We start from the raw sequence: 19,126 nt of genomic DNA, 5'->3' as shown, positions 1-19,126 counted from the left end.
ATTTATTCTGGAAATGTATAATCACGCAATGCGCTACTAATATCATCATATGAAAAACCTTTTCTAGCCAAAGCCTGCGTAACTTTTTGCTTTCGCTCGTACCCCTCATAGTTTTTACTGTAGCGTTTGGAAACTTTTTCTAGTGCTGTGTAGAGAAGTTGGGTCTCATTTTCTTCATCTGTTTCTAATTCAAGTGATTCTAAAGCAATTGAAGAGATAGAATACGTAAAACCTTTATTCATTAGGTTTTGAATAATTTTATCTTTCAGCTGTTTTAGGGTCAATCTTTGCCTATAAGTTCTGTCTGTTTTTTCGGCAAGTTTGTAGGCAACATCTATTTGTTTTTCCTCATCATAAATGTTAGAAAGTGCATGGTCAATGATTAGGGGATCAATACCCTTTGTTATTAATTTCTGTTTAATTTGATAGGGGCCAGCACTTCCCATTGAAATTTTTCCTTCAATAAAATTTTCAGCGTAGGCTTTATCATTAATTAGATTGTTTTTTGTAAGAACATTTATGACCTCATCAATTTGGTCAGTATTGTCAATTTCGTGTTCACTAAGATATTTTCTTACTTCCGAACTTGTCCTCATTTTAAAGGAAATGTAGTAGAGTGCTAGTGATTTTCCTTGAGCAAATTGGTCATAAGATTGAATCTCTTCTAAATCTGCATCATCGAGCTCTTTATCAACATTTAGAAAAAAGTGAACAATTGTATCCTCAGAAAGATATATTTTTTCTTCATCAAATCCAGATAAATCGACGCGGTAAAGTCGTTTTAATTTTTTTATTGCAGTGATTTTTCCCATGTATATATTATATACGAAAATAATTAAAAATTGTCACTTATGAATCGTGTAGTAAAACAATTACGTGAAATGAAAGTGTAGTTTATAAACCTGTTTGTAAAAGATGGTTATTTCTGTAAACTTATTGAAAATACCGTTTAAACGTTGGTATTATAGAGTTTTCATTATTTTAAAAAATAATAGGATTTAAACGATGTAATATTTACAAGACAAAATATCCGATATCTTCCACTTTTTGTAGTAAAATTATAACAAACAATCTACAAATATGACGGAGATGAAGAAATGAATAAAAAATCAAGTGCTCTTTTAACTATGGGAACTTTAACGCTTCTGGGAGGTGGTGGGGTTGTTTTAACAAACCTCCCCGACTCTTTTAAAATACAGAGAGTTTATGCTGCTACTTCCAGGGATATAACAGTCTATCCAAAAGATTTTCTAAATTATTTTCAGAGAAATGGTTCTGCTGCTGGATTTGATTATGATTTAACTACCTATACTCAAACTCTAACACCTGACCTTGGAAATCAAGCGGGAAATGTAACTCTGAAAACAAAAGTTGATATGTCGTAAAACTTTACTTTTACTGGACAAATCAACTTAGGGAATAAATCACAGCAAAATGGTGGAGCTGATGGTGTTGGTTTCCTTTTTCATCCTGGTGATACAAGTGTAGTAGGAGCACCGGGTGGAGCTGCTGGTATTGGTGGTGTTAATGGAGCATTTGGTTTTAAGCTGGATACTTACTATAATGGCGTAGGAGAAACAAGCTTTACACCCGACCCATCTACTTTCTCTGGTAAGCCTTTTGGAGCCTTTGTTGATGGTTTGAATGGACAGGCTAAAACAATAAGTGCTAGTGCTAAAGGTATTCCTCAACCATCAAATAATAATTTTGTTGACTTTACAATGAGTTATAATGGTGCGACGAAGGTAATGTCAGTTACTTATGGTGGTCAAACTTGGACGCAAGATGTTTCTTCTTTTGTTGGAACAAATCAGGCGATGTCTTTCTCAATTGCGGCCTCAACTGGTGCCCAAATGAATTTGCAACAACTGCGTAATGTTAATTTTACTTATACGGTAGCTCAAGGTACTGTTATTACTAATTATGTGGATGAACAAGGAAAGACGATTGCTCCGTCAGAAACAACAAGTGGAGATATTGATACTCCATATGTGACAAGTCAAAAGACTATTCCAGGTTATACCTTTAAGGCATCAAACGGAGCAGCAACTTCGGGGAACTATGCTGCCAATGACCAAACTGTAAACTATGTTTATACTCGAAATCAAGGAACTATCGATGTTACTTATATTGACCAAACAACGGGACAGACTTTAAGTAAAAAAGATTTATCTGGTGGAACAGGTGATTCTTCTAATTACACAACAACTGACACCATTAAATCTTATACAGATGCAGGTTATGAATTGGTTTCGGATAATTATCCAAGTGGTGGTACAGTCTTTACGGATACAGCTCAACACTATGTTGTTAATTTGAAACAAAAATTAGTTGTAAGTTCTGAGCAAAAACAAGTCAATGAAACAATTCAATATGTTTATGAAGATGGAAGCAAGGCAGCAGATGATTATAATGCTCCACCATTGAATTTTACAAGAAGTGTGACAACCAATCAAGTAACTGGTGAAAAGACTTATGGGGACTGGCAAGCACAAAATGGTGATAGTTTTGGAGAAGTAGTTTCGCCAACAATTAAAGGAGAGACAGCTGACCAATTAAAAATTGATGCAATAAGTGGAATTACAGCTAATTCAGCAGATATTCAGAAAAAGGTCGTTTATAAACGTAACCAAGGAACCATTGATGTTACTTACATTGATGAAACAACTGGTCAAGTTTTGACTAAAAAAGATTTATCTGGTGGAACGGATGATCCGTCAAATTATACAACTGCTGATGATATCAAGTCATATACAGCTAAAGGTTATGAATTAGTTTCTGATGATTACCCAAGTGGGGGGACAGTCTTTACGGATGAGCCACAACACTATGTTGTAAAATTAAAACACGGTTTAACAGAAGTAACTGGTAAAAAAACTGTTAATCAAGTGATTCATTATGTTTATGAAGGTGGAGGTGAAGCAGCTACTGACCACAATGCTACAGTTGAATTTAGTCGGACAATTACTACTGACAGAGTAACGAATGTGAAAACGACGGGTGAATGGACTGCTGATAAAGGTGATAGTTTTGCGACAGTAACTTCTCCAGTAATTGATGGCTATACAGCTGATCAACTTAAAGTTTCTGAAATGACAGGGATTACTGCTGATACAGAAGATATTTCTGTGACAGTAACTTACACTCGAAATCAAGGAACCATTGATGTTATTTATATCGATGAAACAACTGGAAAAATTTTGACTACAAAAGATTTATCTGGTGGAACGGGCGACCCAGCTGACTATGCAACGGCTGACACGATTAAATCTTATACAGATAAAGGCTACGAATTAATTTCTGATGATTATCCAAAAGATGGAACTAAATTTGCTGATGACCCTCAACATTATATTGTGAGATTAAAACATGGCACAGTAGTTGAGACGGAAAATAAATCAGTTAATGAAGTCATTCATTATGTTTATGATAATGGGGATAAGGCTGCTGACAACTATAAGGCAACAATTGTCTTTAGTCGGACAATCACTACTGACAAAGTGACGGGTGAGAAAACTTATAGTGACTGGACAGCTGATAATGGTGGAAGATTTGCTGCAGTTCTTTCGCCAATCATTAAAGATTACATCGCAAGTCAACTTAAGATTGATGAAATGACAGGAATTACGGTAGATACAGCGGACATTGAAAGAATTGTCGTTTATCATAAGGTGCCTGCAGGAATTATCGTTCCTCCAGTTCACCCAGATAAACCAAGTCAACCATCTAATAATCAATCAAAAATACCTACGGCTAAGGCTGTAAAAGATAGTAAGCCAACAGATGTTCTTCCAAGTACTGGTGATAGTCAAAAATCACAAATTGTTTTGACTCTGCTAGGAATTATGGCAGTGATTATTTCGCCACTTGCTCTTTTACTTAGACGTAAAAAACAATAATTAAAGAAAAAATAAAAGGTCTGACAGTGTCAGGCTTTTTATTTGGAGAGTAATATTCATAGATGAAAAAATAAGTTCAAATCTTTTAGGATTCAAGTAGAAAAAGACTACAAAAAGAAATTGTGAAATGTTATAATAGTGTATCACACAATCCTTTATTAGTGATTTTTTTATAATGGATTGAAAATGGTCATTTAATTGATGAACTAGAGGGAAAATAATTAACAAATGATAAATTTAAAAATAGGACAGAAACTTCAACTCGAAATCGAGCGAATGGGAATAAATGGGGAAGGAATTGGCGTCATTTCAGGACGACTTGTTTTTATTCCTTATGCACTTCCAGGTGAAGAAGTTTTAGTTGAAATTACTGAAAATGCTAGAAATTTTAGTCGTGCAAAATTGGTTAAGATTATTGAAAAATCACCAAACCGTGTGAAACCACAGGATAGAGCTTATCATGAAATGAGTCAATCTCACATCATGCATCTTTCTTATCCAATGCAATTGGAATTTAAGCGTGATGTTATGCGTCAGGCCTTAGAAAAATATAAACCAGCAGGTTGGCGTAATTATGAATTGCGTGCAACTTTGGGAATGGAAAATACACTTGGTTATCGTAACAAATTGCAGTTCCAAGTGCGTCGTTTGAATGACGGAACAGTGATTGCGGGACTTTATCAAGAAGGAACACATCATTTGGTTAACCTAGATAACTGTTTGGTTCAAGATCCCAAAACCCAAGAAATTATCAATCACATTTGCCGTTTGATTGAAAAATTTGATTTACCTGTATATGATGAACGTAAAATCGGCGGAATTCGTACGGTCATGGTTCGTCGCTCACAAAAAACAGGTGAAGTACAAATTATTTTTGTGACTTCAACACCAATTATTTTGGACGGACAAGTTTGGCCTGAATTACGTGAAGAACCTTCAAAACGTCAAAAAAATTCTTTTGTTAAATTTGATAAAATGTTGTCAGCACTGACAGAAGAATTTGAAGAAATTGTGACGGTTGCGGTCAATTTCCACCCAAGAAAAACCAGTGAAATCTATGGCGAACGCACACAAATTTTATTCAATGAAAAAGAAACAATTACCGAAGGCGTTTTGGATTATGAATTTGAATTAAGTCCTCGTGCTTTCTACCAATTGAACTCTGAGCAAGCCAATGTACTTTATGGTGAAGCAGTTAAGGCTTTGAATCCTAAAAAAGATGACCGTGTCATTGATGCATATTGTGGTGTAGGTACGATTGGTTTTGCGGTGGCTAAAAAAGTAAAATCGGTTCATGGAATGGATATTACACCAGAATCAATTTTTGATGCGCGTGAAAATGCCAAACGTTTGGGGCTTAAAAATTGCCACTATGAAATTGGTAAAGCTGAGCGAATTATTCCAAATTGGAACAAATCTGGTCATAGAGCAACTGCAATGATTGTTGACCCACCACGTACGGGGCTTGATGATGCATTGCTTGAAACAATTACTAAATTCCCACCGGAAAAAATGGTTTATGTCAGCTGTAACGTTTCAACTTTGGCAAAAGATTTAGTCGTTTTGGCCAATTATTACAAAGTAGAATACATCCAATCAGTGGACATGTTCCCACATACAGCAAGAACTGAAGCAGTTGTTAAATTGACAAAACGTGATGAACCTTTGAAAATTGTTAAATTTGAACATTTGGAAGAAGAACGTAAAGCTGAAGCTTTTGCTAAGGGTAAAAAACGTGGACGTCGTCCGCAAAAATATGGTAAATATTGAGAAATTTTGCTGACAGAATGGATATTTTAGTTGTTCATTCTTTTAATTACGATTTACCTGCCCGTTGTTCACTCGCTGACGATGGATAGAATGCTCAGCTTTGCTGGTCATTCTTTTATCCACAACTAAAATGCTCAATTCACTCGCTGACGAATGATAGAATGACCAGCTCCGCTGTTCATTCTTTATCCACAGATAAAATACTCCTTATTCAGTCGTATTTTACTGACAAGATTTTCGTCAGTAAATTTTATAGTTAAAATTAGAAAAGTAAGAAAAAATTATGAAAAAATTTATTGTTGAACCTGAATTTTGGGAACTTTTTCCTGAGACAAAAATCGGAATTGTTTTAGCTAAAAATATTGATAATAGTATGGAATCAAGTGCTGAAATCAAAAAAAATCTTGATGAGGCGAATGAAAATGCAGAGCAATTTTTAGAAGCAGCTGTTTTTAGTGAAAATCCTGTAGTCTCTGTTTGGCGCAAGGCTTATCAACAATTTAAAACAAAAAAAGGGGCTAGAAGTTCGATTGAAAATCTGCTTAAACGAGTAGATAAGGGTAAAGCTGTGGGTTCGATTAATCCTTTGGTTGATATTTACAATAGTATTAGCTTGAATTATGGGCTACCTGCTGGTGGTGAGGATATTGATACTTTTGCAGGAAATCTACGTTTGACAAAAGCTGTTGGTGGCGAACATTTCTTGGCTTTGGGTGATGATGAAGCTGATAATGCTTTGCCTGGTGAAATCTGCTATCTTGATGATGAAGGGGCAGTTTGTCGCTCATGGAATTGGCGTGATGGTCAAAGAACGATGCTGACAGAACAAACCAAAAATGCTTTTTTGATTATTGAATCTGTTGACCCTGAACGCGGTGAAGTTCTAGATGCTGCAACACAAAAATTAGCTGAATTGAGTGAAAAATATTTAGGAGGAACGGCACAGGTACTCCTAGTCACTAAAGAAAATCCAGAAATTTCTTTAGACTAGCGTTTTGTGACATCTAAAAAAATTAGATTTACTGACAGATAAGAGATTTGATGATACTGTCAATAAAAAGAGCCGTCAGTAAATCTGACGGTTCTGTCATTAATTATTTTTATGATAAAATGGAAAAAATCCGAGGTTTTATATGATTTATATGAGAAAAGCAGGCCCGAAAGATTTGCTGTCAATTATGAAAATTATTGAAGAAGCAAGAACTTTTTTGGCTGATTCCGGGAGTGACCAATGGCAAAATGCTTATCCAGCAGTTTTTGATATTGAAGAGGATTTTGCGAAAGAACAGGCCTATGTCTTGCTAGTTGATGATAAAATAGCCGGTTATTGTGCAATTATTACAGGTGAAGAACCAGCTTATACTCAAATTACTGACGGCACTTGGTCAAATCAAAATTTTGATTATGTGACCATTCATCGAATTGCTTTGTCTAACGAATTTCGTGGACAATCTTTGACAAGATATCTATTTTCAAATATTTTTACCTTGATGTTATCTAAAGGATACTCTGATTTTCGCCTAGATACCCACCCGGTCAATAAATTGATGCAACATGTCTTTGAACGTGAAGGCTTTGTAAAACGAGGACTTGTTCAATTTGAAGGTGACCGTTTTGCTTATCAATTGGAGCTTAATAAATAGATGAATAAAAAAGAACTTATTGATTTTTGCTTGTCTCTTGGGCCGACTTTTGCAGATACTCCCTTTGCCAAAATGGAGAAGGGTCAGCCAACGGTAGTGATGCGACATTTAAAGAATAAAAAATCATTTGCTTATATTTCTGAGCGAGAAGGCCGAGTCAATATCGCAATCAAGCAGAAGCCAGAAATCGCAATCGAATTGCGAGATTTCTTTGTGGATATTAATCCAGCATTTCACATGAATAAAACGCATTGGAATGATGTTTTACTTGGTGGAGATGTTGCTGATGAGCAAGTTTGCAAAATGGTTGAGCAAAGCTATGATTTAATCAAACCCAAAAGATAATGATGAGCCGACAGCTCTGAATTTTAATAGGAGAAAAAATGACTTACGAACAAAATTTTTTAAAAGATTTTCAAGAATGGGTGGACCAACAAGTTCAAATTTCTGAACTTGCCATGAAAGCCGCTGAAAAAATTGCCACAGAAGACGGTAAAAAAGAAGCGAAAGAAGCAGCTATTCGCTATGAAAGTCGTTTAGACGCATACCAATTTTTGCAAGGAAAATTTGAAAACTACAAAAATGGTAAAGATTTCCATGACGTTCCAGATTTTGGAACAAAAACATTTTAATTAATAATTGAGTTCGCCCTCCTTGAAGTGAGTGAAAATAGAGAAAATGGAACCTGTGCCTTGCACAGAACCGCATTTTCCTAATTTTCATAACTTCAAAGCAGTCGGGTTCACATCTTAAGGAATAAGAAAATGTTAAAACCATATGAATATAATCGAATTAAATACCTGACCTTTGACCTCGTCAATGTCTATCACTCTGTCAATGATAAATCGACAGTTGAGGCAGTTTACGCCCAAGTCGCCACAGAAATTTTGCAAATCGCTGAAAATGCTGACAGCCTTGTCAGTGAAAATAATCTGTCAGTAAAAGTTGCTATCCAAGAATACTTATCAGCCATTGATAATCCTAAATTATCAAGAGAACAAGCTGAAAAATTACTGACAGAACTTAAAACTTTAGTCGAAGCTTTTCATTTACCGAGTGAAGCTCAAATGAAAAAAGCTTTCAAAAAAGTTAAAAAGTTAAAAATTCCAGCGACAAGTCAATGGGACTTACGTGATGTCACTTACTTTGCTTGGAATGAAGTTTCAAGCGGCCGAAAATATCTTTTGACTGCTGACGGGCGTGGTTTCTATGGCAGTATCTCTGGCAGTATGAAAAATATTTGTGCTATTTGCCAAAAAACAAGTATTGTCACTCAATTTCTAGCGACAACAAAAAGAGGCGCTGACGGGACCTATACTAAAAATGGCACCTATATTTGCTTAGATTCTGAACAATGTAATCAGCAAATTCAAGCCAAAGAAGGCTTGGAGCATTTTTTAGAAATCATTAAAGAAAAATAAAAATTTAGAAGTATCTTGTAAAAAAACAAGAATTCTGCTAAAATAAAAACAAGTTGACGAGGAGTAATAGAGCAAGACTTATAGAGAGAACACGGTTGGTGAAAGTGTTCAGTCAAACTTTATGAAGGTTGCGTCATTTCAAGAAAATTATGGCATAAAATGAGTGTCGTCAATTGACGAAAATCAGGTGGTACCGTGCGGAAGCACCCTGGAGAATAAATCAGGGTGCTTTTTTTGTACCCAAAGGAGAAAAACATGACAAACGAACTAAGCCCAAAATTCAACCCGACAGAGGTTGAAGCAGGACGCTACGAAAAATGGCTTGAAGCTGATGTTTTCAAACCTTCTGGAAATCCTGATGCAGAGCCTTATAGCATCGTTATTCCACCACCAAATGTGACAGGAAAACTCCACTTGGGTCATGCTTGGGATACAACTTTGCAAGACATCATCATCCGTCAAAAACGGATGCAAGGTTTTGATACGCTTTGGTTGCCAGGAATGGACCATGCGGGGATTGCCACTCAAGCAAAAGTTGCTGCCCGCCTTGCTGAAGATGGTATTTTACCACAAGACCTTGGACGTGAAAAATTCCTTGATAAAGTTTGGGAGTGGAAAGATGAATATGCCACAACAATCAAGGAACAATGGGGTAAAATGGGGATTTCAGTGGATTATTCTCGTGAACGTTTTACTCTTGATGAAGGCCTTTCACAAGCGGTTCGTAAAGTTTTTGTCCAACTTTACAATAAAGGTTGGATTTACCGTGGTGAAAAACTCATCAACTGGGATCCAAAAGCGATGACTGCTTTGTCAGACATTGAAGTCATTCACAAAGAAATTGATGGGGCTTTTTACCACATCACTTACCAAATTGAAGGAAGTGATGAGTTTGTTGAAATTGCTACAACACGTCCAGAAACTTTCCTTGGTGATACAGCTGTTATCGTCAATGAAAAAGATGAACGCTATAAACATTTAGTGGGCAAAAATGTTATCCTCCCAATCATTAATCGTGTCATTCCGATTTTGACAGACGACCATGCTGATATGGAAAAAGGAACTGGGGTTGTAAAAATTACACCCGCTCATGACCCTAATGACTTTGAAGTTGCGATGCGTCATGATTTGCCAATGATTAACATGATGAATAATGACGGAACCATCAATGAAAATGGTGGGAAATATGAAGGACTTGACCGTTTTGAAGCCCGCAAACAAATTGTTGCTGACCTCAAGGAATTGGGGCAGTTGGTTGATGTCAAACCAGTCCGCCATGAAGTTGGGCACTCAGAGCGAACAGGAGTGGTTGTTGAACCACGTTTATCAACACAATGGTTCGTCAAAATGGACGAATTAGCTAAAAACGCCATTGCTAATCAAACAACAGAAGATGCAGTAGAATTTTATCCGCCACGTTTCAATGATACTTTCATGCAATGGATGGAAAATGTTCATGATTGGGTTATTTCACGCCAACTTTGGTGGGGACATCAAATTCCAGCTTGGTATAATGAAGCGGGTGAAATGTATGTTGGTGAAGAAGCACCTGAGGGAGAAGGTTGGACACAAGATGCCGATGTACTTGATACTTGGTTTAGTTCAGCTTTGTGGCCATTTTCAACAATGGGTTGGCCAGATGAAAACTCAGCAGACTTCAAACGTTATTTCCCAACAAGTACCCTTGTAACAGGTTATGATATTATCTTCTTCTGGGTTTCACGCATGATTTTCCAATCTTTAGAATTCACTGGTAAATCACCATTTCACAATGTTTTGATTCATGGTTTGATTCGTGACGAAGAAGGACGTAAAATGTCTAAATCACTCGGTAACGGAATTGACCCAATGGACGTGATTGAAAAGTATGGAGCTGATGCACTCCGTTGGTTCTTATCAAATGGTTCTGCACCAGGACAAGATGTGCGTTTCTCTTATGATAAAATGGATGCTGCTTGGAATTTCATCAATAAAATTTGGAATGTTTCACGTTATATATTGATGAATGCAGAAGATGTCAGCGCTGATGCTGTCTCTTCGGCTTTGACAAAAGTTGCAAATCAAACTGCTGGTAATGTCACTGACCGTTGGATTTTGACACGTTTGAATGATACAGTTGAGCGCGTGACTGAACAAATGGATAAATTTGAATTTGGTGTCGCTGGTCATATTCTTTACAATTTCATTTGGGATGAGTTTGCAAACTGGTATTTGGAATTAACAAAAGAAGTTATGTTTGGTGAGGATGAAGCTGAAAAAGACATTACACGTGCAGTATTGCTCCATGTTTTAGATCAAGTTTTACGTCTATTACACCCAATTATGCCTTTCTTCACTGAAGAAATTTTTGAAAAATTACCAAACACTTCTGGTTCAATTGTTGTTGCCGAATATCCAAAAGTACGTCCAGAATTTAATGATGACAAAGCAAGCGAAGGTGTGGCGATGTTAATCGAATTAATTACAGCCGTTCGTAATATTCGTGCTGAGGTTAATACTCCATTGTCTAAAGCTGTCCCAATGTTGATTAAATCTGAACATGCAGATTTCTTGAATGCTGTTTCTCCTTACATCAGCCGTTTCACTAATCCTTCAGAATTAACAATTGCTAAAGACTTGGCGGTTCCAGAACAAGCGATGTCAGCGGTCATTACTGGAGCAGAATTATACTTACCATTGGCTGGTTTGATTAACATCGAAGAAGAAATTGCTCGACTTGAAAAAGAATTGGCTAAATGGCAAAAAGAGTTAGATTTAGTGAATAAAAAATTGGGTAATGAACGTTTTGTTGCGAATGCTAAAGCAGAAGTTGTTCAAAAAGAAAAAGATAAATTAGCCGATTATCAAGAGAAATTCGATACTGTGGAAGCTCGTATTGCAGAATTGAAAGAAAACTAATCATAAATAAAAGCCAGTAGCTCAAAAGCTACTGGCTTTTTCTACAAAAATATTAATAAGAGTCCAGCGAAGACAAGAAAGTAAATAAGAAAAATAGTCATTCTTTTACTTGTCTTTGTATGAGGATTGACACTCATACCTAAACCAAATTTTCGAGGAATCCAGAAATCAGTTTCTTTGCTGACCGTTTGTTCGCCATATTTCTGAAAAAAGAAGAGTAGTAATGCAATGCTAAAGCATTCTAAGGCAGCAGAAATTCTGACGAAATTTACAGATAAGATTGAGCAAATAATTGTACTGACAGACATTAAAAACACTAAGAAGATACTAAGGATAAGACCAAATTTATAAAATTTAGTATTTTTTTTCATCATCAAACCTCCATACTTACTTTTATTATAATTCTTTTTAGGAAAAAGTGCGCGGAAATTTATAAATAATTAAACAAAAATTACTGACAGAATTTCCTGTCAGTAATTTTTATCTTTAAGCTTTGCTGATTTCTTTTTTATAAAGATTTCCCCAAGCTGCCATCGTATCATGGATGGGCTTGAGGGTTCTTCCAAGTTCTGTCAGTGAATATTCAACACGAGGGGGTACTTCTGCATAGACTTCACGATGAACCAGCCCGCTTTCTTCGAGGGCACGTAAATGTTGGGTCAAAACTTTTTGGGAAATATGTCCAACTGAACGTTGAAGTTCGCCAAAGCGCATGGTTCGCTCTAATAAGTCACGGACAATGAGCATTTTCCAACGGTCGCCCATCAAAACAAGTGCTGTTTCAACAGGACAATCTGGAAGTTCAGAAATTTTTTTCATTTTTTTATTACCTCTAATCGTTGGTATTATACAATAGTATCTAAAAGGGGAGTATCTAACTTTAAAGTGCTTACTTTACAGATAAGTAGTACAATGTTATTATACATTTATAGAGCAGAAAAAGCAAACTGCTTGGAAATTTTAAAACAAAATAATGGAGGATTTAACATGAAATATTTAGTAACAGGTGCGACAGGTGGATACGGTACTTATGCACTCGGATTTTTGAAAGAATTGGTTCCAATTTCTGATATTGCGGTTTTGGCTCGCACAGAAGAAAAAGCAGCCCCACTCAAAGCGGCAGGTTTCGATGTACGTTTGGCAGATTATTCAGATTTAACTGCTTTAGAACAAGCATTTACAGGAATTGACCGTTTGCTTTTTGTTTCAGGAGCGCCGGGAAATCGGCAAGCTGAGCATCAAAATGTTGTTGATGCAGCCAAAAGTGCTGGTATTTCTTATATCGCTTATACAAGTTTTCCTCAAGCAGAAAGGGCAACAAGTGACTTAGCTGCTGACCACATCTATACTGAAAAGGCGATTGAAAAATCAGGAATTGCCTACACATTTTTACGTAATAATTGGTACTTTGAAAATGAAATGCCAATTATTGCTGCTGCACTTTCAACTGGAAAATTTGTTTACAATGCACCAACAGGTAAAGTGGGCTGGGCTTTGAAACGTGAATATGCAGAAGTTGGAGCAAAAGCACTTGCTGGAGTAGATTTTCCAGAAGTTTTGGAGCTTTCAGGAAAAAGATTGACTTACGCCGAACTTGCTCAAGTCCTCAAATCAGTTTCTGATAAGGATTTTGAAGTGATTATCGCTGATGACAAAACTTTTGTCAGTCATTTAGTTGAAACTGGACTTCCAGATTTTGTAGCGGAACTTTTCCTCGGCTTCCAAAAAGATATTGAAGCAAAAGATTTAGATGTGGAATCTAAAGATTTTGAAAAAGCCTTAGGACATTCACTGACGGATACAAAAGAAGCTTTGAAAGAACTTTTGGCATAAAAAAAATTACTGACAGACCTGTCAGTAATTTTTATTTGAGTCTATAAGATAATTTCTCAACAAATTCATAAGCAGCTGGACAGTAAAGTGTATTTTTTATCGTTAAATTATTGATTTGATAAATCTTTTTACGGTCAGTATGGGGAAATTCGCGACAAGCTTTAGGACGAACTTCGTAAATGCTACAGAGATTGTCAGAACCAAGAAACTGACAAGGCATGGTTTGAAAAACTTTGTCACCATCTTCGTCAGTTCGGAGATATGTGGCTTCAAAGTCACTCACTTTCATTTTTAAATGTTTGGCGACGCGTTCAATATCGGCCTCTGTCCAAAGAGGGCCTAAGGTTTTGCAACAATTAGCACATTTGGTGCAGTCAATTTCTAAAAAAACCTCTTCATGAACTTCTTTAACGATTTTATCTAATTGCTTTGGTGGTTTTTTGGCAAGTCCAGCTAAAAATTTCTTATGTGTCTTTTGTTTTTGTTGGGCTAGATTTTTATAACGGTCAAGGTCAATTTCAAATGTATATTTCATCATTAATATTTTAGCAAAAATTTACATGAAAGACTGATTTGTCAGTCGTCAAAGAGATTTGACACCCTTAAAAGTGTTAGGAGTTAGCTTATCAGTAAATCTTTTAATAACAATAAATATTCACTGAAATCTTAAACTAAATTTTTATAAAAAAAGCTGTCCCAAAGCTGGAAAAGTTTCACAGATAGAAAGCTAAACAAATAAGCGCTTACACAACCTTTAGTATTGTTAAAAAGCCGAAAAAGTGATAAAATGAACTAGAAAATTCGAAGATAAAACAATGCAAAAGTTGTCGTTCTTCAATAGCTAAATTCTCGTAAAAAGCGAGAAATTGAAAGGAATTAAAATGGCTCATATTAAATTTGACTATTCAAAACTCACTCCATTTGTAGCTGAAAATGAATTAGACGAAATCCAATGGCAAATCGACGGGGCAGCTAAATTGCTCCACGAAGGAAAAGGTGCTGGGAGCGATTATATCGGATGGCTTGACCTTCCTGAAGATTACGACAAAGAAGAATTTGCTCGTATTCAAAAAGCAGCTAAAAAAATTCAATCTGATTCAGAAGTTCTTATTGTTATCGGTATCGGTGGTTCATACCTCGGTGCACGTGCAGCAATTGACTTTTTGAGCAACAGCTTTGTTAACTTGCAAACTGCCGAAGAACGTAAAGCACCACGTATTCTTTATGCTGGTAACTCAATTTCTTCATCATACTTGGCTGACCTTGTAGATTACGTTGCTGACAAAGATTTCTCTGTAAATGTAATCTCTAAATCAGGTACAACAACAGAACCAGCGATTGCTTTCCGTGTCTTCGAAGAAATGTTAGTTAAAAAATACGGTCGTGAAGAAGCAAACAAACGTATTTACGCAACAACTGATAAAGAAAAAGGTGCTGTAAAAGTTAATGCTGACGCAAACAACTGGGAAACTTTTGTTGTTCCAGATTCAGTTGGTGGACGCTTCTCAGTATTGACAGCTGTTGGACTTTTGCCAATTGCAGCTTCAGGTGCTGATATCACAGCTTTGATGGAAGGTGCTAACGCTGCGCGTAAAGAATACACTTCTACAAATGTTCATGAAAATGATGCTTACGCCTATGCTGCACTTCGCAATATCCTTTACCGTAAAGGTAAATTCTCAGAAATCTTGATCAATTACGAACCAAGCCTTCAATATTTCTCAGAATGGTGGAAACAATTGGCTGGTGAATCAGAAGGGAAAGACCAAAAAGGAATTTACCCAACTTCAGCTAACTTCTCAACAGACCTTCACTCATTAGGACAATGGATTCAAGAAGGAACACGTACTGTTTTTGAAACAGCAATCCGTATTGAAAAACCACGTAAAAACATCAACATTCCAGAACTTGACGCTGACCTTGATGGACTTGGATACTTGCAAGGTAAAGATGTTGACTTCGTTAACAAAAAAGCAGCTGACGGCGTGCTTCTTGCTCACACTGACGGAAATGTTCCAAACATGATCGTGACATTGCCTGAACAAGACGAATTCACACTTGGATATGCAATTTACTTCTTTGAACTTGCTATCGGTGTTTCTGGTTACTTGAACGGAATTAACCCATTCAACCAACCAGGTGTTGAAGCTTACAAGAAAAATATGTTCGCTCTTCTTGGTAAACCAGGATTTGAAGAACTCAGCAAAGAATTGAATGACCGCCTTTAATCTTTGATTAAAAGTGTCATAAAAATCACTGACAAGATTTCTGTCAGTGATTTTTTGTATATTTCATAAGTTATATTTTCAATCTCTGTATTTTATTAACAACTTTTAAAAAATCCATCTAGTTTTTGTTTATTATTTGTGCTACAATTATAGATAAATTAAAAAAATCGGAAAATTTAAGGAATAATATGAAAGAGTTTTGGAATTTAGACAAAAATTTGCAACTCCGTTTAGGAATTGTTTTTTTAGGTGCCTTTTCATATGGCACCGTTTTTTCTTCAATGACCATTTATTATAATCAACATTTGGGAAGTGCAATTACAGGGATTTTGCTTGCCTTATCTGCAGTAGCCACTTTTGTTGCAGGAATTCTTGCAGGTTTTTTTGCTGACCGAAATGGTCGAAAACCAGTGATGGTTTTTGGGACAGTGATTCAACTTTTGGGAGCTCTTTTAGCTATTGCTTCAAACTTACCAGGTCACGTGAATCCTTGGTCAACTTTTATTGCTTTTTTGCTGATTAGTTTTGGTTATAATCTTGTGATTACTGCAGGAAATGCCATGATTATTGATGCATCGAATGCTGAAAATCGTAAAGTTGTTTTTATGTTGGATTATTGGGCGCAAAACTTGTCAGTTATTTTAGGAGCAGCATTAGGTGCTTGGCTTTTTAGACCAGCATTTGAAGCACTTTTAGTGATATTACTTTTAACTGTCTTAGTCTCATTTTTCTTAACCACTTTTGTCATGACTGAGACTTTTAGACCGATTGTAAAGGCCAAAGAAGAAGTAGAAAATATTTTTCAGGCCTATAAGACAGTGCTACAAGATAAAACTTACATGATTTTTATGGGTGCTAATATTGCGACCACTTTTATTATCATGCAATTTGATAATTTTTTGCCTGTTCATTTATCAAATAGTTTTAAAACAATCACTTTTTTTGGTTTTGAAATCTATGGACAACGGATGCTTACGATTTATTTGATTTTAGCTTGTGTATTAGTGGTCCTATTAATGACCACCCTAAATCGATTGACCAAGGACTGGTCACACCAAAAAGGATTTATTTGGGGAAGTTTATTTATGGCAATTGGGATGATTTTTTCATTTTTGACAACGACGTTTACGCCTATTTTCATTGCCGGTATTGTTTATACTTTAGGTGAAATTGTTTATACACCAAGTGTTCAAACTTTAGGTGCAGATTTGATGAATCCAGAAAAAATTGGTTCTTACAATGGCGTTGCCGCAATTAAGATGCCAATTGCCTCCATTCTTGCCGGTTTACTTGTTTCGATTTCACCAATGATTAAAGCAACAGGAGTTTCTTTAGTCTTAGCATTGACTGAAGTTCTAGCGATTATTTTAGTGCTTATTGCTGTAAACAGACACCAGAAAACAAAAATTAATTAAAAAATGACTTCTAAAAACAGGAATTTATCTTGAAAAGGAGTCAAGATAGATTTTTTATTGAAAAAAACAGAAAGAAATAAAATGAAAGATTTTTTTGGATTACATCCTACACTTAAAATTCGTTTAATTATGAATTTTTTTGGGACGCTTTGCTTTAGTACAGTGGGTGGCTCAATGACAATTTACTACAATAAATATATGGGAGCGGGAATCACGGGATTACTTTTAGTCATTAGTTCAGTCATGGTTTTCTTGGTTGGGCTTTATGCTGGTCATTTGTCCGACGTTCAGGGACGAAGACCTGTGATGATTTTCTCAACTGCCATTACTGGTTTTGGTGGAGCTTTAGCAACATTTGCAAACTCATCTTTTTACTTCAATCCTTGGGTCACTTTTTTAGGATTTCTTATTATTAATTTTGGTTTTGGCTTTTTTAACACCGCAAGTCAAGCGATGATTGTAGATTTGACAACAAGTGAAAATCGGCGAGTCGTTTATAGTATTCAATATTGGATTATCAATTTTGCAATCATGATTGGTTCAGGACTTTCAGGTTGGTTTTTCCGAGATTATTTGGTTTGGTTACTTTTAGCTATCACAATTGAAGAAATCGTTAGTTGTTTGGTTGTAATTTTTTGGATTGATGAATCCTTCAATCCAGATACTCAGCAGCATAAGCAAGAATCAAACATTATTAAAGCCTATTTCACAGTTGCTAAAGACCGTATTTTCATGTATTATTTATTTGCTTCGGTCTTTATTGCGATGATTTTTAATCAAATTGATTATTATCTTCCAGTCCATTTGAGTGATAGTTTTAGAACAGCAAGGATTTTTGGAATTGAAGTTTATGGACAACGGATGCTGACAATTTTCCTAATGGTCAATACCTTAGTCATCGTATTATTTATGGGGAGAGTCAACAAACTAACCAAAAATTGGTCACGAAGTAGTGGAATATCGATTGGAATTATTTTGCAAGGTTTGGGCTTCATGATTGCATTTCTTGGTCGTAATTTAACTTGGGAACTGATTGCAGCATTGATAGCAACAATCGGTGAAATGATTTTGGTTCCATTTTCACAGGCTCTGCGGGCCGATTTAATGGACGGAGACCAAGTGGGAACTTATACAGGAGCTTTTTCAGTGACTCAGCCTATCGCTTCGGTCTTGTCGGGAATCCTTGTGTCCCTCTCAAGTCTTTATGGAAATATTGGAATGACCATCTTCATGTTTTTCATTATTGTATTAGGTGTGCTACCTTCACTACGAGCAATTCGGATGCATGAAAGTCATTCATGAGTTAAATATAGGTAAAAATAAGTTTCAAAAGTTAGAATGAAATTCTGATTTGAGAAACTTATTTTTTTGTCAGTAAAATAATAAGAAAATTTTTACTGACAGAACCTTTAGACCAAGGCTTACAGGGAGATTCGGCTCTCCATTTGAAATTTTGTGATATAATTATTTTCATGAGAGTAGTTTCAGGAAATTATGGCGGAAGACCGCTGAAAACATTGGCAGGAAAAACAACAAGACCAACCACCGATAAAGTTAAAGGAGCCATTTTTAATATGATTGGCCCTTATTTTGAAGGGGGACGTGTTCTTGATTTATTTGCAGGCTCAGGTAGTTTGGCAATTGAAGCCATTTCAAGAGGAATGGATCACGCCATTCTTGTCGAAAAAGACAGAGCAGCTCAACAAGTCATTTTGGAAAATATCAAGATGACCAAAGAGCCTGAAAAATTTCAATTATTAAAAATGTCAGCAGAACGAGTCTTATCAAACTTGTCAGAGACTTTTGATTTAGTCCTCTTAGACCCACCTTATGCTAAAGAACAAATTGTTGAAAACTTAGAACTTTTGCAAGAGAAAAAACGACTGACAGAAAATGTAATTGTCGTCTGTGAAACAGACAAGGAAGTTGAACTCCCTGACCAAATTGGGAAATTAGAGCTGACCAGACAAAAAACTTACGGAATTTCTAAAATTTCAATTTATGAATTTTGACTTTTAC

General features: G+C 35.9%; 17 protein-coding genes and 1 pseudogene. 14 read left to right on the top strand and 4 right to left on the bottom strand.

Annotated elements, in window-relative coordinates; all coding sequences use genetic code 11:
• Positions 1–2: 2 nt before the first annotated feature.
• A complete protein-coding gene (gene recX / locus LDP15_RS11895) occupies positions 3–812 on the bottom strand; it encodes a recombination regulator RecX (RefSeq protein ID WP_015427202.1) in 810 nt (269 codons plus the stop codon).
• A 285-nt stretch (positions 813–1,097) separates the two neighbouring features.
• On the opposite strand from recX, the pseudogene LDP15_RS11890 reads away from it, so the two are divergent.
• From LDP15_RS11890 to LDP15_RS11850, 9 genes and pseudogenes are all read left to right on the top strand, one after another.
• Positions 1,098–1,817 (top strand): annotated as a pseudogene (locus LDP15_RS11890) (internalin); the annotation flags it as partial.
• Positions 1,818–3,899 carry a MucBP domain-containing protein gene (locus tag LDP15_RS11885; protein WP_373442499.1) on the top strand — a complete coding sequence of 694 codons (2,082 nt, stop codon included), beginning with the start codon at positions 1,818–1,820 and terminating at the stop codon, positions 3,897–3,899.
• A gap of 228 nt (positions 3,900–4,127) precedes the next feature.
• Positions 4,128–5,669 (top strand): 23S rRNA (uracil(1939)-C(5))-methyltransferase RlmD, encoded by a 1,542-nt coding sequence (rlmD, locus tag LDP15_RS11880; protein WP_003132635.1) that lies wholly within the window; start codon positions 4,128–4,130, stop codon positions 5,667–5,669.
• Positions 5,670–5,952: 283 nt separating this feature from the next.
• Positions 5,953–6,660 carry a B3/4 domain-containing protein gene (locus LDP15_RS11875; protein ID WP_015427200.1) on the top strand — a complete coding sequence of 236 codons (708 nt, stop codon included), beginning with the start codon at positions 5,953–5,955 and terminating at the stop codon, positions 6,658–6,660.
• Positions 6,661–6,802: 142 nt separating this feature from the next.
• The gene (locus LDP15_RS11870; RefSeq protein ID WP_015427199.1) at positions 6,803–7,312 is read left to right on the top strand and encodes a GNAT family N-acetyltransferase; all 510 of its coding nucleotides are present in this window, start codon (positions 6,803–6,805) and stop codon (positions 7,310–7,312) included.
• Complete coding sequence (locus LDP15_RS11865; RefSeq protein ID WP_003132638.1) at positions 7,313–7,657, top strand: MmcQ/YjbR family DNA-binding protein; 345 nt, start codon at positions 7,313–7,315, stop codon at positions 7,655–7,657.
• A gap of 38 nt (positions 7,658–7,695) precedes the next feature.
• Positions 7,696–7,944, top strand: coding sequence for a DUF1912 family protein (locus tag LDP15_RS11860; protein ID WP_003132639.1), 249 nt, complete (start codon positions 7,696–7,698; stop codon positions 7,942–7,944).
• A gap of 132 nt (positions 7,945–8,076) precedes the next feature.
• A complete protein-coding gene (locus tag LDP15_RS11855) occupies positions 8,077–8,733 on the top strand; it encodes a FusB/FusC family EF-G-binding protein (RefSeq protein ID WP_015427198.1) in 657 nt (218 codons plus the stop codon).
• A gap of 255 nt (positions 8,734–8,988) precedes the next feature.
• Positions 8,989–11,631 (top strand): valine--tRNA ligase, encoded by a 2,643-nt coding sequence (locus tag LDP15_RS11850; protein WP_042230653.1) that lies wholly within the window; start codon positions 8,989–8,991, stop codon positions 11,629–11,631.
• A 41-nt stretch (positions 11,632–11,672) separates the two neighbouring features.
• Here the strand turns inward: LDP15_RS11850 and LDP15_RS11845 are convergent, their stop codons facing one another.
• Both LDP15_RS11845 and LDP15_RS11840 read right to left on the bottom strand, forming a co-directional pair.
• Positions 11,673–12,005, bottom strand: coding sequence for a hypothetical protein (locus tag LDP15_RS11845; protein WP_015427196.1), 333 nt, complete (start codon positions 12,003–12,005; stop codon positions 11,673–11,675).
• Between the two features lie 112 nt (positions 12,006–12,117).
• A complete protein-coding gene (locus LDP15_RS11840) occupies positions 12,118–12,450 on the bottom strand; it encodes a helix-turn-helix domain-containing protein (protein ID WP_023164672.1) in 333 nt (110 codons plus the stop codon).
• 168 nt (positions 12,451–12,618) lie between these two features.
• Here LDP15_RS11840 and LDP15_RS11835 point away from each other — a divergent pair, with 168 nt between their 5' ends.
• Positions 12,619–13,464: an NAD(P)H-binding protein gene (locus LDP15_RS11835; RefSeq protein WP_015427195.1), complete on the top strand. Its 846-nt coding sequence runs from the start codon at positions 12,619–12,621 to the stop codon at positions 13,462–13,464.
• A gap of 31 nt (positions 13,465–13,495) precedes the next feature.
• Here the strand turns inward: LDP15_RS11835 and LDP15_RS11830 are convergent, their stop codons facing one another.
• Entirely contained in the window at positions 13,496–14,002 is a 507-nt protein-coding gene (locus LDP15_RS11830; RefSeq protein WP_015427194.1) for a YkgJ family cysteine cluster protein, read from the bottom strand.
• A gap of 343 nt (positions 14,003–14,345) precedes the next feature.
• Between LDP15_RS11830 and LDP15_RS11825 the strand changes: the two genes are divergently transcribed.
• From LDP15_RS11825 to rsmD, 4 genes are all read left to right on the top strand, one after another.
• The gene (locus tag LDP15_RS11825; RefSeq protein ID WP_010906353.1) at positions 14,346–15,692 is read left to right on the top strand and encodes a glucose-6-phosphate isomerase; all 1,347 of its coding nucleotides are present in this window, start codon (positions 14,346–14,348) and stop codon (positions 15,690–15,692) included.
• A gap of 188 nt (positions 15,693–15,880) precedes the next feature.
• Positions 15,881–17,107, top strand: a complete 1,227-nt coding sequence (gene lmrP / locus LDP15_RS11820) for a multidrug efflux MFS transporter LmrP (protein WP_015427193.1) — start codon at positions 15,881–15,883, stop codon at positions 17,105–17,107.
• 81 nt (positions 17,108–17,188) lie between these two features.
• Entirely contained in the window at positions 17,189–18,409 is a 1,221-nt protein-coding gene (locus LDP15_RS11815; protein WP_015427192.1) for an MFS transporter, read from the top strand.
• Positions 18,410–18,579: 170 nt separating this feature from the next.
• The gene (rsmD, locus tag LDP15_RS11810) at positions 18,580–19,119 is read left to right on the top strand and encodes a 16S rRNA (guanine(966)-N(2))-methyltransferase RsmD (RefSeq protein ID WP_015427191.1); all 540 of its coding nucleotides are present in this window, start codon (positions 18,580–18,582) and stop codon (positions 19,117–19,119) included.
• The last annotated feature ends 7 nt before the right edge of the window (positions 19,120–19,126 follow it).

The sequence above is a fragment of the Lactococcus sp. SK2-659 genome, from assembly GCF_020218185.2.
In the GTDB taxonomy this organism is placed as follows: Bacteria; Bacillota; Bacilli; order Lactobacillales; family Streptococcaceae; genus Lactococcus; species Lactococcus lactis.
Note: the sequence above shows the minus strand (reverse complement) of the source record. Positions and strands in the feature narration are given on the sequence as shown.

What these genes read in the sequence shown, in the direction of transcription:
- recX (WP_015427202.1), bottom strand. Translation starts at nt 812, where the DNA reads ATGGGAAAAATCACTGCAATAAAAAAATTAAAACGACTTTACCGCGTC.
- LDP15_RS11885 (WP_373442499.1), top strand. Translation starts at nt 1,818, where the DNA reads ATGTCTTTCTCAATTGCGGCCTCAACTGGTGCCCAAATGAATTTGCAA.
- rlmD (WP_003132635.1), top strand. Translation starts at nt 4,128, where the DNA reads ATGATAAATTTAAAAATAGGACAGAAACTTCAACTCGAAATCGAGCGA.
- LDP15_RS11875 (WP_015427200.1), top strand. Translation starts at nt 5,953, where the DNA reads ATGAAAAAATTTATTGTTGAACCTGAATTTTGGGAACTTTTTCCTGAG.
- LDP15_RS11870 (WP_015427199.1), top strand. Translation starts at nt 6,803, where the DNA reads ATGATTTATATGAGAAAAGCAGGCCCGAAAGATTTGCTGTCAATTATG.
- LDP15_RS11865 (WP_003132638.1), top strand. Translation starts at nt 7,313, where the DNA reads ATGAATAAAAAAGAACTTATTGATTTTTGCTTGTCTCTTGGGCCGACT.
- LDP15_RS11860 (WP_003132639.1), top strand. Translation starts at nt 7,696, where the DNA reads ATGACTTACGAACAAAATTTTTTAAAAGATTTTCAAGAATGGGTGGAC.
- LDP15_RS11855 (WP_015427198.1), top strand. Translation starts at nt 8,077, where the DNA reads ATGTTAAAACCATATGAATATAATCGAATTAAATACCTGACCTTTGAC.
- LDP15_RS11850 (WP_042230653.1), top strand. Translation starts at nt 8,989, where the DNA reads ATGACAAACGAACTAAGCCCAAAATTCAACCCGACAGAGGTTGAAGCA.
- LDP15_RS11845 (WP_015427196.1), bottom strand. Translation starts at nt 12,005, where the DNA reads ATGATGAAAAAAAATACTAAATTTTATAAATTTGGTCTTATCCTTAGT.
- LDP15_RS11840 (WP_023164672.1), bottom strand. Translation starts at nt 12,450, where the DNA reads ATGAAAAAAATTTCTGAACTTCCAGATTGTCCTGTTGAAACAGCACTT.
- LDP15_RS11835 (WP_015427195.1), top strand. Translation starts at nt 12,619, where the DNA reads ATGAAATATTTAGTAACAGGTGCGACAGGTGGATACGGTACTTATGCA.
- LDP15_RS11830 (WP_015427194.1), bottom strand. Translation starts at nt 14,002, where the DNA reads ATGATGAAATATACATTTGAAATTGACCTTGACCGTTATAAAAATCTA.
- LDP15_RS11825 (WP_010906353.1), top strand. Translation starts at nt 14,346, where the DNA reads ATGGCTCATATTAAATTTGACTATTCAAAACTCACTCCATTTGTAGCT.
- lmrP (WP_015427193.1), top strand. Translation starts at nt 15,881, where the DNA reads ATGAAAGAGTTTTGGAATTTAGACAAAAATTTGCAACTCCGTTTAGGA.
- LDP15_RS11815 (WP_015427192.1), top strand. Translation starts at nt 17,189, where the DNA reads ATGAAAGATTTTTTTGGATTACATCCTACACTTAAAATTCGTTTAATT.
- rsmD (WP_015427191.1), top strand. Translation starts at nt 18,580, where the DNA reads ATGAGAGTAGTTTCAGGAAATTATGGCGGAAGACCGCTGAAAACATTG.